11 protein-coding genes and 1 pseudogene are annotated in these 14,174 nt (G+C 57.3%); 6 read left to right on the top strand and 6 right to left on the bottom strand.

Annotated features, from left to right (window positions below; translation table 11 throughout):
• Positions 1–354 precede the first annotated feature (354 nt).
• The 3 genes from AB8B29_RS29430 to AB8B29_RS29420 all read left to right on the top strand — a co-directional run bounded on the left by AB8B29_RS29430 (position 355) and on the right by AB8B29_RS29420 (position 3,110).
• Positions 355–2,400 carry an SPFH domain-containing protein gene (locus AB8B29_RS29430; RefSeq protein ID WP_439006941.1) on the top strand — a complete coding sequence of 682 codons (2,046 nt, stop codon included), beginning with the start codon at positions 355–357 and terminating at the stop codon, positions 2,398–2,400.
• A 175-nt stretch (positions 2,401–2,575) separates the two neighbouring features.
• A complete protein-coding gene (locus AB8B29_RS29425) occupies positions 2,576–2,761 on the top strand; it encodes a hypothetical protein (protein WP_439006940.1) in 186 nt (61 codons plus the stop codon).
• A gap of 46 nt (positions 2,762–2,807) precedes the next feature.
• Positions 2,808–3,110: an alkylphosphonate utilization protein gene (locus AB8B29_RS29420; RefSeq protein WP_113102908.1), complete on the top strand. Its 303-nt coding sequence runs from the start codon at positions 2,808–2,810 to the stop codon at positions 3,108–3,110.
• Positions 3,111–3,204: 94 nt separating this feature from the next.
• On the opposite strand, the gene AB8B29_RS29415 is transcribed toward AB8B29_RS29420, so the two are convergent.
• The 6 genes from AB8B29_RS29415 to AB8B29_RS29390 form a co-directional block, all read right to left on the bottom strand.
• Positions 3,205–4,134, bottom strand: coding sequence for a ribokinase (locus AB8B29_RS29415; protein ID WP_439006939.1), 930 nt, complete (start codon positions 4,132–4,134; stop codon positions 3,205–3,207).
• A complete protein-coding gene (locus AB8B29_RS29410) occupies positions 4,131–4,592 on the bottom strand; it encodes an RbsD/FucU domain-containing protein (RefSeq protein ID WP_173412741.1) in 462 nt (153 codons plus the stop codon). Before AB8B29_RS29410 ends, AB8B29_RS29415 begins: the two co-directional genes overlap by 4 nt.
• A gap of 7 nt (positions 4,593–4,599) precedes the next feature.
• A complete protein-coding gene (locus AB8B29_RS29405; protein WP_439006938.1) occupies positions 4,600–5,640 on the bottom strand; it encodes a LacI family DNA-binding transcriptional regulator in 1,041 nt (346 codons plus the stop codon).
• Between the two features lie 18 nt (positions 5,641–5,658).
• Positions 5,659–6,570 (bottom strand): carbohydrate ABC transporter permease, encoded by a 912-nt coding sequence (locus AB8B29_RS29400; RefSeq protein WP_037201102.1) that lies wholly within the window; start codon positions 6,568–6,570, stop codon positions 5,659–5,661.
• Positions 6,570–7,688, bottom strand: a complete 1,119-nt coding sequence (locus AB8B29_RS29395) for a carbohydrate ABC transporter permease (RefSeq protein ID WP_037201098.1) — start codon at positions 7,686–7,688, stop codon at positions 6,570–6,572. The genes AB8B29_RS29400 and AB8B29_RS29395 overlap by 1 nt, the downstream gene beginning before the upstream one ends.
• 71 nt (positions 7,689–7,759) lie before the next feature.
• Positions 7,760–9,430 (bottom strand): ABC transporter substrate-binding protein, encoded by a 1,671-nt coding sequence (locus AB8B29_RS29390; RefSeq protein ID WP_037201095.1) that lies wholly within the window; start codon positions 9,428–9,430, stop codon positions 7,760–7,762.
• A 348-nt stretch (positions 9,431–9,778) separates the two neighbouring features.
• On the opposite strand from AB8B29_RS29390, the gene AB8B29_RS29385 reads away from it, so the two are divergent.
• The 3 genes and pseudogenes from AB8B29_RS29385 to AB8B29_RS29375 all read left to right on the top strand — a co-directional run.
• Positions 9,779–10,843, top strand: a complete 1,065-nt coding sequence (locus AB8B29_RS29385; protein WP_037201091.1) for an ABC transporter ATP-binding protein — start codon at positions 9,779–9,781, stop codon at positions 10,841–10,843.
• A gap of 457 nt (positions 10,844–11,300) precedes the next feature.
• On the top strand, positions 11,301–13,253 hold the full coding sequence (locus tag AB8B29_RS29380) for a putative bifunctional diguanylate cyclase/phosphodiesterase (RefSeq protein WP_162732621.1): 1,953 nt from the start codon (positions 11,301–11,303) through the stop codon (positions 13,251–13,253).
• Positions 13,254–13,394: 141 nt separating this feature from the next.
• Positions 13,395–13,667 (top strand): annotated as a pseudogene (locus AB8B29_RS29375) (type II toxin-antitoxin system HipA family toxin); the annotation flags it as partial.
• Between the last annotated feature and the right edge of the window lie 507 nt (positions 13,668–14,174).

Here is a 14,174-nt window from a genome sequence, read left to right as displayed (position 1 = left end):
ACAATCAAGCGCGCCAAGTGTGATTCAGCAGAATGGAATGCTCGAAATATTGAAATCGTTGGAAATACTTATGCGATTTCCATGTCAGCTATCTTTAAACCTATGGGCGCAGTCCCTACGTCATCTCCCGTTATGTCTATCAAGGCAACACCGATGTGAGACCCCTCACGACCACGCCGTCCCTCAGTGGGGACTGGAGACGCGCGGTCATCTTTCCAGACGATGAGCAGCCCCGGCATTCGACGCAGCCTTAGTGCGTCGAGCGCATGGGGGCAATCTCCCCAACTTATCAACCATACACCAACCGGGCGGCAGTCGGGTGGAAGAATCCGTGCGCCCTTAGGAGAGAAAAAGATGGAAGCCCTACCCAGTCTCAGTCCGATGGAATGGATGGCAATCGAAATCGCCGTTCCGGTCGTCGTGCTGGCCGTCCTGTTTCGTTGGAGCGGCATAGTTCGCTATATCCCCAACGACAGGCTCGGCATCCTCGAAAAGCTGTGGAGCTTTCGCGGCTCCGTCGAGAACGGCTTCATCGCGCTCAACCGCGAGGCCGGCTATCAGCCGGAAGTCGTGCGAGGCGGCCTGCACTTCTTCATGCCGTTCCAATATTCGATGCATCGCGCCAATCTCGTGACCATTCCGCAGGGCCAGATCGGCTATGTCTTTGCCCGGGATGGCAAGCCGCTGCCTCCGACGCAAACACTGGCTTCCAATACTGACGCCGATGACTTCCAGGATGTACGCAGCTTTCTCGAAAAAGGCGGACAGAAAGGACCGCAGCGCAAGATCCTGCGCGAAGGCACCTATGCCATCAATCTCGCGCAATTCATCGTGCTGACCGCCCAGTCGATCTATGCTGTCAATTTGAGCACGTCAGAACAAGCCCTATTCGCGGATATGTCCAGTATGATCACGGAGCGGGACGGCTTCGAGCCCGTCGTCATCCATAATGCCGAGGACATGATCGGCATCGTCACCATTCATGACGGCCCGGCGCTGCCGGATGGCGAGATCATCGCACCAACCGTTGCTAACGATCCGAAAGACCCGAACTTCCATAACAATTTTCAGGACCCGGAGAAGTTTCTCAATGCCGGTGGTTACCGCGGCCGGCAGCTGCAGGTGCTGGCCGACGGCAGCTACTTCCTGAACCGCATCTTCGCGACCGTCGAGCTGGTCGAGAAGACGATCATTGACGTTGGCACCGTGGGCGTCGTCGTCTCCTATAACGGCCGGCATGGCACGGATATTTCCGGGTCGGCCTACCGTCATGGCGAACTGGTTGAAGTCGGCGCACGGGGTGTCTGGTCAACACCCCTGCTGCCCGGCAAGTACGCATTCAATACCTATGCCGGCAATATCATCACAGTGCCGACCACGAACTTCGTGCTCAAATGGACGAAGGAACAGTTTGGCGAACACAGGCTGGACGAGAACCTGTCTGAAGTGTCGTTGATCACCAAGGATGCGTTCGAGCCTGTGCTGCCGCTCTCCGTCGTCGTGCATATCGACTATATGAAGGCGCCGCTCGTGGTGCAGCGTTTCGGCGACATCAAGCGGCTGGTCGAGCAGACGCTCGATCCTATGGTCTCTGCCTACTTCAAGAATATCGCCCAGACAAAAACGCTGATCCAGCTTCTGCAGGAGCGTAGCGATATCCAGCGCAAGTCGGGTGAGGAAATGCGCGATAAATTCACCTCCTACAGCCTCGAGCTCCAGGAAGTGCTGATCGGCACGCCGCGCGCCGCTAATGGCCAGAACAGCATAGAGCAGATTCTCATCCAGCTACGCGAGCGCCAGATCGCGGTTGAAAAAGTCGAGACCTATAAGTTGCAGGAGGCGGCCGCGATCCAGGAGCGCACATTGCGAGAGAAAGAGGCACTAGCCGAACAGCAGGCCAAGATCACGACATCAGCTCTGACTATCGAGATCAGCGAGAACGAGGGCAAGGCGCAGCTCGCCCGCACCCGCCAGCAGGCGGAAACCATTCAGGTCACCGCCAAGGCTGAGGCCGAAAAAGTGCGCCTTGCCGGTCTAGGCGAGGCAGACAGGATCAAAGCCATCGCGCTTGCCGATGCTGAACGCATCAAGGCGACCGGTTTTGCAGATGCCGAGAAGGTGCGCGCCGTCGGTTTGGCGGAAGCCGAGGCCACCGAGAAGAAGGTCGCGGCTTTCGGTGGCCCGGACTACCAACTCAACTCACAGGTCCTCATGCGCTTCGCGGAGGCGATCGAGAATGGCAAGCTACCGCTGGTGCCGCAGATCCAGATCGGTGGTACCGGTGGCGAGAAGGCGGCCGCAAATGGCCTCATGGAAATGATGCTGTCGCTGCTCGTCTCCGATCGGCTTGGCCGGCAGGAGTCGCTGACTGCGGTGCCTGCACCCGTCGAGCAGCGTTGATCGAGAATGGGCCGGTTATACCGGCCCGTTTTGCATCCAGTCTGTGGATGCGAACGCCGCTATTAGCAGGCGTGCGAACGAAAATGAAATGGACAAAATCTCTTCCACCTTCCACGCTATGAAATGACGTCATCCGACTTCCGAGATTTTCGCCATTCTGCCATCCAGACCTGGCATGAAATCGCTCGCCTCAATGTCGCGTAAAAAAATGAGCGCCAACATCTATGCTCAGCTTGCCGGCGATAACTTTGCGATCCCGTCTACTGTGTTCAGTCACCAATGGTGCGATTTGCATTGCCACGCCATTCGCGATAGAGGCTCACATTCGCCCGAAGCCGCTTCAGCCGTCGCCGCGTTGTGAAGCACGGGCACCAACATCGCGACGCGAACATCAGACAGGGGACCCCATGAGCGACCAGAACGACGATTATGTGTACGATGAGGCCACCGGTGAATGGCGGCCAGCCTCCGAGATTGCCGCAGAGGCTGCAAAGGCATCAATAGTTCGCGATGCCGCCGGCAATGTTCTTGTCGATGGAGACAGTGTTGTGCTGGTCAAGGACCTGAAGGTCAAGGGAGCCGGCCAGACGTTGAAGCAGGGCACTGTCATCAAGTCGATCCGCCTCACCGAAAATCCGGAGGAGATCGACTGCCGGCACGACGCCATCAAGGGCTTGGTCCTGCGCACGGAATTCGTACGAAAGCGCTGATGATCGCGCCCGCTTGTCGGCGGCATCTCGTTTAGCTACCGCGTGGGTGCAATGACAGAGTGGACATCCTCCCCCTGCCGTACGGTTCATTCCGTCATGCAGAACGGAGGAGTGCCTCGATTTCGGCTCGCGCGGGCATGGCGGGCGCTGTGCCGGGGCGCGTCACTGCAATGCCGGCCGTCGCTGACGCAAAGCGCACGGCGTCAATCGGCGCGCGGCCTTCGGCAAGGGCTGCCGCAAAGCCGCCGAGAAAGGCGTCCCCCGCCCCGGTCGTGTCGATCACCTTGCCCGCGGCAACAGCCGGAATGAATTCGCTATGGCCTGCTGTTCGATAGAGCGAGCCTCGCCCGCCGAGCGTGATAATTGCCGTCTTCGCGCCGCGCTGGAGAAGCGTTTCGGCCGCCCTCACCGCCTGCTCCTCGGTGTCGACCGGATGGCCGACGATACCCGCGGCCTCGACCTCGTTCGGGACGATGAAGTCACATAGCGGATAGATATTATCGGGGATCACCTGTGCCGGCGCAGGATTGAAGATCGTCGTAACGCCAGCCTTCTTCGCGATCGTGAGACCGTGGATGGCGGCTTCGATCGGCTGTTCGAGCTGGGTCATGAAGATAGCGGCGGCTTCGATCTCCGCCCGGTTGGCGTCGACGTCTTCAATGCCGATCAGGCCGGCCGCGCCGGGAGCTACGATAATGGCGTTATCGCCATTGTCCTCGTTGACGAAGATGAAGGCGGCACCGGTCGACACGCCGTCCATGCGCATCACATTGGCCTTCACGCCCGCCGCCGCGTAGGCCGCAAGTGCCATGTCGCCGAATGGATCGTTGCCGACGCGCGAGATGAAGACGACCTGGCCGCCTGCTTTCGCCGCAGCAATTGCCTGGTTCGAGCCTTTGCCACCGGGGCCGAGAGAAAAGCCGGAACCGATCAGAGTTTCCGCGATATGCGGCAGGCGCTTGGCCTTATAGGCGGTATCGGCGGCGAAGATGCCTAAAATAACAATGGTCTTTCTGTCACTCATCGCGCCACCTCGTTAGCTGGAATGACACCCTTGGTGAGAATGAAGCAGCCGTAGAATCGCATCTCTCCAGTCGCGATAACGCAATAGGCCTTGCGGGCAATGTCGTAGAAAGCCATCCGCTCAATCGGATACATGGGCGCCGCCTTGCTCTCTACACGATCGACCACGGCCTGCACCTCCTGTTGCACGTCCGGAATTTCGTCCGGTTTGCCGATGACTTCCATGCGGCCAACCGATGGCTGCAGCGGCGTGTCGAGCGGGAAGACCGAGAGGATCGCCTCGATCGCCTTTGGTGCGGGCGTGTTCTCCATTGTCAGAAGGTGACCGAGTAGCGAGTGCCGCGCGACGGAATCCGAGGGGAAATTCGTGTCGGAAACGACGAGGTAATCACCATGGCCCATGTTGGACAGCGCCTGGAGAATATCGCCATTGAGTTCTGGCCTGATACCTTTGAGCATTGATTGTTTACTCCTGTTGGGGGCTCTTCGGGCCTTCTGTCAGTTGATCGCCGGCTTGGTCGGGCGGCGGAGGCGCTGTCGATCCGCGGATGACAAGCGAGGCGCTCAAGGCTTCATCGCCAGGTTCTAGTGCCTTTTCGAGCAACAATTCGACGGCCCGCCTTGCCAGCTGGTCCGTCGGCTGGCGCACGGTCGTCAGGCGTGGCACGACAAGATTGGCGAGATGGATATCATCGAAACCAGCAATGGAGAGGGCGCCCGGCACATCGAGGCCAAGGTCGCGCGCTGCACGAAGCACTCCGATCGCCTGCTGGTCGCTCGCGGCGGCGATAGCTGTTGGCCGCATGTTGGGCGGCTGGGCAAGAAGCCGGCGCGCGATGACCTCGCCAGATTCGTAGTCGAACCGACCGGAAAATATTTCCAGCTCGGCCTTGGCATCCAACGCGCGGATGCGGTCCACAAAACCCTCGCGGCGCGCGCGCCCCGCCTCTGTATCGGCCGGACCCGCAATATAGGCGATGCGGCGATGACCGAGTTCGTAAAAATGATCGGCAACGAGCGCGGCCGCCTCGGCGTGATTGATGGAGATCAGCGGAAAATCGGCAAAGCGGCGATCGAGCGACACGATCGGCACCTTGGTTTTCACATGCGCGGAGTGGCTAACATTCGCCGCGACAATAATGATGCCCCGCACAGAACGATCCAGAAAGGCCGAAATGTGGCTTTGCTCGGCCTCGCGGTCGTTGTGTGAACTCGCCAGCATCAGCGAATGGCGGTACTCAAAGGCCGCGCGTTCTGCACTGGCCGCCATTTGCGAGAAGAACGGGTTGGTAATATCGGGAACGATCAGCCCGATCACATCCGTCGTGCTGGTGCGCAGCGCCCGGGCCATGACATTCGGTCGATAGCTGAGCGCATCGATCGCATCTTGGACCCTGTCGCGCAGCGCTGTCTTGACGGAAAGCTCGCCGGCAAGCACCCGCGACACCGTACCCACCGAGACACCCGCCCGCATGGCGACATCCTTGACTGTGGGTATCTTGTCCATGGGCAAACACTACCGCCGCTATTTCACTGCGCCGGCTGTCATGCCCGCGATGATGTGCTTTTCGAGCAGGATGCCGACGAATACAAGTGGCAAGATCCCAGCCGTAGAAAGCGCCGCCATGGACCACCAGTTAATCCCCTGACTGCCTGTCTGGCTGGCGATCATGACCGGCAGCGTATTCGTGTTTGTCGACGTCAGTAGGGCCGCGAAGAAATATTCGTTCCAGCACAGGATCAGGGCCAGGATGAAGGCCGCGACCATACCCGGCGCCACCAGCGGCACGATGATGCGGCTGAACGCGCCCCAGATTGATAGGCCGTCGACGAGTGCCGCTTCCTCGAGTTCCACAGGAATAGTCGCGAACTGGTCACGCATGATCCAGATGACGATCGGCAGAACCATCAACGTGTAGACCGCAATCAGTCCGCCAAAGGTATCAAGAAGCGCAAGCTGCTTGTAGAGGACCAGAAACGGCAAGGCCAGAACGACCGGCGGCATGATGAGCTGCGACAGGAAGAAAAAAGATATGTCGGAATTGCGCATATGCCCGAATTTATAGGAGAAGCGGCTGAGCCCATAAGCGGCAAGCGATCCAAGGAAGACGGCAAGCGCCGAGGCGGTCCCCGAAATCAGGGCGCTGTTCCACAGCCGGTGCATGAACTCGTCGCGAACGGTCGAAGTCTGGGTGAGCGCGTCGGGCGAAAGCCCAAGAGAGCGCCAGCCGAGCCAGCTCGGCGTGAAGTCGTACCAGGGCACGATATTGCCCTTCATCACATCGGGCGCAGTCTTGAACGAGGTCGAAATCGTCCAGAAAAGCGGAAAAAGGCTAACGATCGCCCAGGTCACCAGAAGGCCATAAACCACAAAGCGCATTGCCCACCAGCGAGCGCGCTGGCGGCGGGCGAATTTGTCGAAGTCGATTGCAGCCATCAGATTCTCCCCGTCATGCGCTTGACGATGCGGTCGGAAATATTGATCAGCGTTGTCATGCCAATGACGATTATTACCAGGTAGACGAGCGCCAGAAGCGTTCCATAACCCACGTTCGAACGGTCGCGATACTCGCGATAGATGAAGCTGGTAACGGAATCCGTGGCGCCGCCCGGGCCGCCGGCCGTGACCGTGATGATGATGTCGGCGAGCTTGAGCTTGAAGATGATGCGGATCATGACCGCCGTCACCGAAACCGGCAGCATCAGCGGGAAGATGACTTGCCAGAAGCGCTGCCATTTCGTTGCGCCGTCGACTTCTGCAGCCTCCAGTACTTCGCGCGACAACGACTGCAGGCCGGCAAGAAGCATGATCATCATGAAAGGAATGAACGTCCAGGCATCCATGACCATGATCGAAAGCTTGGCGGTCAGCGGATCGCCGAAGAAGGACGGATTTTCCCAGCCGAGCCACCGGGCAAGCCGAGCAATTGGCCCGAAGCGTGTCTCCAGCATCGATTTTCCGACCATCCAGCCTACCGCAACGGGTGACAACATGAGCGGGAGGAGAAAGGTCACACGCCAGAATTTGCGAGCAACGATCTCCTGGCTCAGCAGCAGTGCCAAACCAAACGCGATCGCATATTCAACCACGATCGCAAGGGCATAATAGAGCATGTTGATAAGCGCATTGAGATAAAACGCATCCCCCAACATTTGACGCAGATTATCCAGCCCGTTGAATTGCCGTCCTGTCGGCGAAGCCAGGTTCCAGTCGGAAAATCCGACCCAAAGCGCAAAGAAAAGCGGGAAGACCACCATGGACACGACAAAAAGGGCGGCCGGCAGCACGAACAGCGCCTTCTTTCCCGCCTCGCCGTGAATGACGACACGCGTCGCGCAAAGGACCGCTGCCCAGATAAAGTAGGCGTAGAGCACAGGCCGCCAGTTTTCGAAGCCCAATTGCGTCCAGCCGAGGTCATGGGATGACTGAAGCATAAACGAGGCGGCAAGCCAGGCCGCGCTCACCCACAGGGCTGCATAACCCCAAAAACGCCGGCTCGCCGAAATCGAGCCGGTTTCGACCGTATGCAACAGGTCGCCTTCCATTGTCGACATGATAGTCCCCGTCAAGCCATTCGAAGGCCGACGGAACGCGATGTCCCGCCGGCACAATCACTTTTACGAGATCAGAGCCCGAGGCTCGCGCGATACAGTTTCAGCTGCTTGTCGCGGCCGATCTGATCGGTGATCTTTTCCCAGGCGGCGGCAATGGCGTCCGCCGTTTCCTGGGCCGACTTGTACTTGCCACCATAGCCTTTCGCCAATTCGTCTTCCGCAACGGAATAGTATTGGAAAATGCCCGGGATACGCGGCTCAACAGCACGGTTCGGGTGGTTATAGGAGCCGAATTGCGACTTTAGATAGTTCGAAATGTAGTCGCCCTTGTAGCCCGCGGCGACCCATTCCTCGATCTTGGACTGGCTGTTGCGGTGCACCTGGAAGCCGGACGGATACATGGCCGTCCATATCGCCAGGTCCTTGCCGCCCAGATGGGCGGCGGCGCTCCAGGCAGCGCGGTGTTTCAGCTTGTCGCTTTCCACGCGGGCCATAACATAAATGCCCCATCCGAGATAAGCACAGTTCGGCGCGTAATTCACGCCATCCTTTGCCTTCACCCATTTGCCCGCCTTGCGGTCGTACACGTCCTCGGAGCCGGGCAGAATGTCGAAAGCAGCAACCTCGCCGACTACCGATGTGTCGGATGTGTTTGCCTGCTGGCCGATATCGCCCCACCAGGTGACCATGGAACCAGTGCCGGCGAGGAACTGCTGGAACCCGGTCGTGCCCGGATCGGCGTTGATCTGGTCGGTGGGTTCGTAAGATAGGAGGTCCATCGCTTCCTGAATAGCGCGGACCCAGCCAGGACTATTGACGAGCGGCTTCATGTTTTCCGGGTCGAACAGCCAAGCCGGATCGCCCGGCATCTTCACATAGGCGGTTGCCCGGTCTTCCAGGAAGTAGAAACCAAACCCACCCCATCCTTTGTACGGGTCGAGGTAACCATATGCCGGGCCGGCCGACAGCGGATCCTTCTTGCCTTTCAGAAATTTGGAGACTTCTTGAACCTGGGCCCAAGTCTTCGGAACGCTCCACTCACCAGAATGGCCTTCGTCCTTCCAAGCCTTCGCAAGGGTCTCGTCTTTGAAATAGTCAGCGCGGTAGTTGAAGTTATGACAATCGCCGTCAATCGTCACGCGATAGGTCTTACCGTCCCAAGTTCCGACAGGAGGCTTCAGATAATCGACGTAGTCGTCAATATCGATCTGCTTCTTTACCCAATCGGGCATCTCGGACAGCAGGCCCTTGCCGGCCGTATCACCCTCGAAGGGCGCCCCCATTTCAAGAATGTCGAAATCGACGGTGCCGGTGGCGATCGACTGCTGCAGGCGGGCATTATAGTCGGCTTGGGCGAGGTCGATCCAGTTGATCTTGGCGCCGGTATAGGCCTCCCATGGCTTCAGGAAGCCGCGGAACAGGAAATTGTGGAGGTTCTGGTTGTTGAGCCCCATGAAGGTCAGCTCAACGCCGGCAAACTCGCCCTGCTTGACATTGGCCTTGGTTGGCCCAAGACAAAGCTCACCGACCTTCTGCCAGTCCGCGTCCGTAGGTGCGCCCTTGCCTACGCCTGGAATCTTTAGAATTTGTGCGCGGACGTCATCGGCGGCAAACGCCGGAGCCGGCAATCCGCCCATGACGCTGGAAACACCCATCAGCGCGGCAGCGCTCGCCGTGCCGCGCAGGACATCACGACGGCTTGCCTGACGGCGCATTAATGCATCGTATACTTCGAGTTTCATGTGTTCTCCTCCATTTTATCCCCGGTGATCTGCCCGCCGGATGAGGCGGAACCAGTCGCGAAATTTACACTGGTCTCCTACAGAACTATCTGTTAAGCAAAGAAATGAAACGTTTCATCGTTTGCGTGTGACACCGCTCCTCTCGGTCTCGATGGTAAGAATTAGACAGTGGCGGTAAAATGTCAATCGAAAATGAAACGTTTCATGGAGGGGAAATTCCGCGAGATTTCGGAAACGCGGTGCGGGCGGAGTCTGCCTGGCCGCGGATGAAAAAAGCGTCGAAAGAATGGGAGAATGCCTCGGTATCAGCCTTCGAGAACAGGCTTTGATGGGGCAGAAGGGAGCGAGATGGCTGAAGTTAAGGTATCTGGGGCGCAAAAAACCTATGGCGCCATGAAAGTCCTTCACGGGATCGACATCGAAATCGATGATGGCGAATTTGTCGTGCTCGTCGGCCCGTCTGGCTGCGGCAAGTCGACGTTGCTGCGGATGGTGGCGGGACTGGAAAGCATTACGGGCGGCACGATTTCAATCGGCGGCCGCGTCGTTAACAACATGCCCCCTAAGGATCGCGACATCGCGATGGTATTTCAGAGCTATGCGCTCTATCCGCACAAGACAGTGGCGGAAAACATGGTCTTTGCACTACGCCTGCAGAAGCAGCCGGCAGACGTCATCAAGCAGCGCCTCCAAGCCGCTGCCGAAACGCTCGATCTCGTGCCTTATCTCGACCGCTATCCGCGTCAGCTTTCCGGCGGCCAGCGCCAGCGTGTCGCCATGGGCCGGGCAATCGTCCGCTCGCCGCAAGTCTTCCTGTTCGACGAGCCGCTATCCAACCTCGACGCTAAGCTGCGCGTACAAATGCGCAAGGAAATCAAGGAACTGCATCAGCGGCTCAATACGACGACCATCTATGTAACCCACGACCAGGTGGAAGCCATGACCATGGCTGACAAGATCGTGGTCATGCAGGGCGGCCATGTCGAGCAGATCGGCACGCCGCTCGACCTCTACGACTGGCCGAACAACACGTTCGTGGCGACCTTCATCGGCTCGCCGTCCATGAACCTCATGAAGGGCAAGTACAAGGCCGATGGGCACGTCTTTGTTTCCGAGACCGGTGACGAGATCGCTCTTGGTTTTGCTCCCGCTGCCACTGACGGTCAGGCAGTCCAGCTCGGCGTTCGTCCAGAACATCTGCAGCTCGGCGAAGCCGGCCTGAAAGCAACAGTGAATGTGACGGAGCCAACCGGCCACGAAACCATGGTCTTCCTGCGCTACGGCAATAGCGAACTGGTTGCGGTCTTTTCCGAACGGCACGATTTCCGTCCTGGAGACGAAGTCACCATTGTCCCGCGCGTCGGAAAGCTACATCTCTTCGATGCACAGTCAGGCCGAACATTACGGCAGTAGCGCTTCAATGTTTAGAGCGACGTAAAGGCCCAAGGTCACGCACCTGCCGGAGAATCTCCGAGCCAGCTCAGTTGGTGGTTAGCATACTGACCACCGTTGCAGTCGCGCGATGGCAAGGTCCGAGGCGTCGCTGAAGCCGAAGCCTTTCGCGCTTGAAGCGGCCAGAACGGCGATAATTCATCGACGCCACGGCCGAGTTTGGCGCCTGTGGAGCTGATCCGGCGATCAATCGCGGTGAGATTGAAGGTCGATCCAGGTACAAAAATGTATATTTATTCTACCAAAACTTGCTCTGGCGACATTCGCACAGCTTAAATAAGAAAAAGTCCTATTTCGATCAGCATAATAACGCCGCACTCGGAGGTTGAATCAATTCTTTGGCGATTAACCATGTGTATTTCAAATAGCGTAACGACCAATATGCCATAAATAGCGCCGTTATGCTGTAAGTCGCGCGATGGAAATACTAAAAGCCAAACAAAAACTGCTGAACTTCATGTCCATTCGGTCGGATAACGCGGACCTGCTGAAAGCTCAGTACCGCGCCTTCACACGGCAGATGCCGATGATGTATTTCATCCTGATTTCGAGCACTTGGGCGCTTTCCATTACCCATATGCAGTCAGCGCCGATTTGGCTCACTGTTGGCATTCCCGCACTTTTCACGCTCGGCTGTACGCTTAGGATCGGATTCTGGTGGAGAACGCGGAATGCGGAGCCCGGGCCGGACGTGGCTTACACCGCACTCGTACGCACCAACCGTCTGGCTGTCGGCATTCCCATCGCATTTACCGTCTGGTCGTTTTTGCTGGTGCCTTACGGCGATGCATATGCGCAGTCTCATGTTGCCTTCTATATGGCAATCACCGTTATCTCCTGCATTTTCTGTCTGATGTATGTTCGTTCGGCAGCATTCATAGTGACTGTGATCGTCAACGGAGCATTCATTGTATTTTTCATCACATCAAGGCAGCCGACCTTTATTGCCATAGCTGTCAATGTGGCGCTGGTCTGCGCTGGCATGATGTCGATTCTCCTCACCAATTACCGCAATTTCGAGCGCATGGTCATCGCGCAACAACGCACAGAAGCGCTTAGCAATGAAAACCTCTTGCTTGCGAATATCGACAGTCTGACGGACCTACCCAACCGCCGCGCGTTTTTTGCGCATCTGGAAACGGAGTTCCAAAGGGCCAAAGCCGAGAACACCAGACTGGCCCTGGGGGTCATTGATCTTGATGGCTTCAAGCCGGTCAACGACCTTTACGGACATTCAGCGGGAGATAAGCTGCTAATCGACGTCAGCAGGCGCCTGACGACCAGTTTGAAAGCCAGTCGAGCATTTCGATTGGGCGGTGACGAGTTTGCAATTGTCGCGCCGATCGCACCTGACGATACTCAGCTCCTAGCAAACGCCAATGCCATTTCCGAATGGCTACGGGCACCCTATCATCTGCCCGAAGGAACGGTGCACATATCCGCGTCGATGGGAATAGCTGTCTTTCCAAACCTCGCTTCCACGCTGGAGCAGCTGTTCGACAGGGCGGATTACGCCCTTTACCATGCCAAAAGAACACGCCGCGGGGGCGCGGTCTTATTTGACGTTGAGCATGAAAAGCAAATCAACATCGAAGCACGCATTGAGCACCTGCTCAAGCAAGCCAATCTGGAAAACGAACTTTCGGTCATGTTTCAGCCGATTGTGAATATAGACTACGGGCAAACGGTTGGCTTTGAAGCCTTGGCCCGCTGGCACAGCCCAGTTCTCGGATGTGTGTCACCGGCGCAATTCTTCTCCATTGCAGAACGGGCCGGCATCGTCGGTTCGCTGACGCGTCCTCTGCTTAAAAAGGCACTTGTTTTCGCGTCGGAGTGGGAAAAATCCTTGCGCCTGTCGTTCAATCTATCGGCCCACGATCTCAACACCTGCGAAGGAGTGCTGTCGTTAATCGGGATTATCGAAAGCAGCGGCTTTGACCCATGGCGTCTTGATCTTGAAATTACTGAAACGGCGTTTGCACATGATTTCGAGCAGATCAAATTGTCAGTGGAAATGCTACGACGCCTCGGTTGCGGCATTTCACTGGACGATTTTGGCACAGGCTACTCCAGCTTGACACGGTTACATGCTCTTCCTCTCACCAAGATCAAAATAGACCGCAGCTTCGTCACAGACTTACACAAAAGGCCTGCCAGCCTCAAAATAGTAAAGTCTCTGCTCACTCTCAGCCGAGACATGGGGCTTGAATGCGTGGTTGAAGGTGTTGAAACGCCAGAAGAGCTTGCGGCGCTTAGGGGATTGGGAGGTACGCTGGTGCAGGGCTACCTCTATTCACGGCCGCTAAGCGACAAAGGTGCTGCCGAATGGTGTTTCAGCGCCGCGCGGCAAGCCGGCTCGCCAGCTAGCTGAGCCCCTGGGCATCCCTTCGAACCCGCAATGACAATTTAATGGATATTGTTTTATAATCAACGCCTTATCGATAAAGTCGACACGATTGGAGATTTTCATTGTGAAACTATCGCGTATTTGAAATACGCGATAGTTACATATATGCCTCTTCATCTCGTCGGCGAAAATATTGACAAAATGCGCGGTCACCGCCAAGCGGAGGCCGGTAAGCTCGTGCACCTCGTGCGCGGCATCTATGTCGATGCTAACGACGATATAGACCAGACAATACGGACCCATGCTGTACGCATCGCCAAATATCTCTATCCGAATGCTTATCTGTCGGCCGCCAGCGCCGTCCTGCTCGGCCCGATGCGCGATGGTCGCCTGTTCCTGACTGGCCGCCGTGTGCAGCGACAGCGCATCAGGATGCTCGGTCCCGGCCGCGGCGATATCCAGGACACGTTCGAACAGAACCTCGCAAGGATCTTTGCGACTGGAGGCTCCAGATTGCCCACGGTCGTTCGCAAGCACCACTGTCCCTGTGCGAATTAAGCGCCGATGGCATCATCTGTGGCATGATTATCTGATCGCCTGCCCTGCGAGGACACACTGGCTTGAAGTTTAAGGTGCTGCGGCCGGACGTCATCTCACTGTGAAACTGCCGGAGCGGATCGATGATCGCTCAACGGCCTCCGCGCCACGCCGATACGTCATGGCGATTGAGAGTGGAACTGCTCGCCGAACCAATGGCTTTACGCAGTTAAATGAAATTGAACGGTCGTTCTACTGTATGGCAACCGAAGCTCTTGAAAGGCTCCGAACTTACGTTCTGCAATCACATAAGTTACCATAACCAGATGATGGAATCTCGATGGCGATAAGCATCAAGATGAAGTCTGCGTTAGGGGTGGCTGAAACGGCAACGCAAAAATGCCCCGG

It is taken from the genome of Rhizobium sp. 11_C7_N12_5 (assembly GCF_051811145.1).
Taxonomy (GTDB): Bacteria; Pseudomonadota; Alphaproteobacteria; order Rhizobiales; family Rhizobiaceae; genus Rhizobium; species Rhizobium lusitanum.
The sequence above is the reverse complement of the archived record's forward strand: the minus strand, read 5'-3'. Positions and strand labels throughout refer to the sequence as shown.

Bases quoted from the DNA above. Each gene is read 5' to 3' on its own strand.
- AB8B29_RS29420 (WP_113102908.1), top strand. From the start codon at position 2,808: ATGAGCGACCAGAACGACGATTATGTGTACGATGAGGCCACCGGTGAA.
- AB8B29_RS29385 (WP_037201091.1), top strand. From the start codon at position 9,779: ATGGCTGAAGTTAAGGTATCTGGGGCGCAAAAAACCTATGGCGCCATG.
- AB8B29_RS29380 (WP_162732621.1), top strand. From the start codon at position 11,301: ATGGAAATACTAAAAGCCAAACAAAAACTGCTGAACTTCATGTCCATT.
- AB8B29_RS29400 (WP_037201102.1), bottom strand. From the start codon at position 6,570: ATGGCTGCAATCGACTTCGACAAATTCGCCCGCCGCCAGCGCGCTCGC.
- AB8B29_RS29430 (WP_439006941.1), top strand. From the start codon at position 355: ATGGAAGCCCTACCCAGTCTCAGTCCGATGGAATGGATGGCAATCGAA.
- AB8B29_RS29395 (WP_037201098.1), bottom strand. From the start codon at position 7,688: ATGTCGACAATGGAAGGCGACCTGTTGCATACGGTCGAAACCGGCTCG.
- AB8B29_RS29390 (WP_037201095.1), bottom strand. From the start codon at position 9,430: ATGAAACTCGAAGTATACGATGCATTAATGCGCCGTCAGGCAAGCCGT.
- AB8B29_RS29405 (WP_439006938.1), bottom strand. From the start codon at position 5,640: ATGGACAAGATACCCACAGTCAAGGATGTCGCCATGCGGGCGGGTGTC.
- AB8B29_RS29425 (WP_439006940.1), top strand. From the start codon at position 2,576: ATGAAATCGCTCGCCTCAATGTCGCGTAAAAAAATGAGCGCCAACATC.
- AB8B29_RS29410 (WP_173412741.1), bottom strand. From the start codon at position 4,592: ATGCTCAAAGGTATCAGGCCAGAACTCAATGGCGATATTCTCCAGGCG.
- AB8B29_RS29415 (WP_439006939.1), bottom strand. From the start codon at position 4,134: ATGAGTGACAGAAAGACCATTGTTATTTTAGGCATCTTCGCCGCCGAT.